2 protein-coding genes are annotated in these 2046 nt (G+C 31.9%); both read right to left on the bottom strand.

The features are described from left to right. Positions 1–213: 213 nt before the first annotated feature. Positions 214–654: a MarR family winged helix-turn-helix transcriptional regulator gene (locus ACR0QS_RS13010; RefSeq protein ID WP_432633878.1), complete on the bottom strand. Its 441-nt coding sequence runs from the start codon at positions 652–654 to the stop codon at positions 214–216. Positions 655–676: 22 nt separating this feature from the next. Next, the gene (locus ACR0QS_RS13005) at positions 677–2035 is read right to left on the bottom strand and encodes an MATE family efflux transporter (protein ID WP_432633879.1); all 1359 of its coding nucleotides are present in this window, start codon (positions 2033–2035) and stop codon (positions 677–679) included. Positions 2036–2046: the final 11 nt, after the last annotated feature.

The following is a 2046-nucleotide window of genomic DNA, read 5'->3' as shown; positions in this document are numbered from 1 at the left end:
GTCTTATTATTCATTAAAAAATAATTTAAATTCATTCTAAATCGTCTAATTAAATAAAATATTTTTAATCAATTTTTTAGAATATTTTGACAAACAAAAAAGCATGCATTAGATTTTATGATTTAAGTCCATAGGATGCGGGATGCCTTTGACGAATAACAATATTTTAAATCGTCATTGCATTTTAAATTTGTCATGACAATTTTATTAAAACTAATTTTTAAAATAACTCTCCATAAATTTTATAATCTCCTTTTGGCAGTCGGCATATTTTTTTATATCTTCGTCAGACAAACATTTTAGGACGCTTTTATAGAGGTTTCCCAAATCTTCAATAATCGGTTTTGCAAATATAGTTCCTTTTTTTGTCAAACTTATCAATCGGTTTCTTTTGTCTTCTGGATTTATTTTTCTTTTTATATAGCCTTTTTTTTCAAAGTTATCCAGTATCGAGCATATAGTTTGTTTTGGAAGAGAAAGTTTTTCCGCCAAATCGTTTTGTATGCATTCCTTACTTTCATAAATTATTTGTAAAGTAAATAAAGCTATATCGCTCATATCGTATTTTTTTGCAAATCTATAATAAAATCGGCAAGAAACATAATAAAAGTTTTCGTCAATTTCCACATATTTTTTTAATTCTTCGTCTTTCATTTTTAATCTCCAAATTTATAATTTACGCGTTTTCATAAATCGTATTATTTAAAACTTTATCGTTATTCGTTTTGAAGAATATTGATAAAAATAAAATCAATAATATTACTTGAGCGGCTGGAATTGCAAACCATACTCCGTTCAATTTGAAGAATATAGGAAGAATGAGTATGCATAAAGGACTTATAAACAAAGGGTCTATATAAGTCATAAGCGTGGAATAAACGCCGTTTCCAGAAGAATAAAAATAAGAAGTTCCTAATCGCACTATCGACTGCATCAAAAACGCTACGGCTATTATAGGCAATGCGAAAGTTATTATATTATTCGCTTCCGTTGATGCTCCGAAAATAAAACCGACTTTATTTTTAAATATAAAAACCGCCGAAATAAATAACGCGCTCAATATCAAAGCGGCTATTATTCCTTTTTTAAAAACTCTTTTCATTAATTTATATTCTCTAGCTCCTTTAAAAAAACTAATCATTGGCTGACATCCTTCCGCAACTCCCTCGAAGAAAAGTAGAGTCGAACCGTAAATATAATTTGCAACCGAATAAGCGGACACGGCAATCTCGCCTCCGTATTTCAAACATTGCAAATTATTGAGTATTACTATAAGAGAAGGAGACATAATCATACCGAATGGAGATAATCCTATAAATAAAGCCTTAGAACTCATTTTTGAATTAAACTTTTTTAAACTGATTCTTGTTCTGCTTTTCTTTCTTATGAAGAGATAATATATTCCGCAAATTGCCACTATTCCTTCGGCTATTATTGTGGCTAAAGCTGCGCCCGCCATTCCCAAATGAAGAACCATCATAAATAAATAATCCAATATTATATTCGTTATAAGCCCCGAACTCACAAAAGCTGTGGCATGAATCATTTTTCCCTGATTTCTTATTATAGGCATGCATCCCATAGACATTATTTGAAAAGTTCCTCCCAAAATAATTATAGTCGCGTAAGAGTTTGCCTCTCTGAATACTTCGCCTCTCGCTCCGAGCAAATGTATTATTGGATTTTTTAATGCAAGCAATATTGCCGTTACTAAAATGCTCGCGATAATCAAATTGAAGAAAGTCGTTATTTTTGCTTCTTCCGATTTTTCAACTTCGCCCGCGCCGATATGAATCGACATTATAACCGAGCCTCCCATACCTAGCATAGAGCCTATACCGAATAATAGACTCGACATAGGATAAATTATATTGATAGCGGCAAGCCCGACATCGCCCATAGTGTTCCCTACGAAATAGCCGTCAACTATCGTATAAAGTCCGCCCAAAAGAGTTCCTATTACGGCGGGAATAACATATTTGAAGAAAGATTTATTCATTTCTTCTACCGTTCTTGTTTCTTTTACTTGTGTCATAAAAAATCTCC

The sequence above is a fragment of the Brachyspira sp. genome (assembly GCF_050873525.1).
GTDB lineage: Bacteria > Spirochaetota > Brachyspiria > Brachyspirales > Brachyspiraceae > Brachyspira.
Note: the sequence above shows the minus strand (reverse complement) of the source record. Positions and strands in the feature narration are given on the sequence as shown.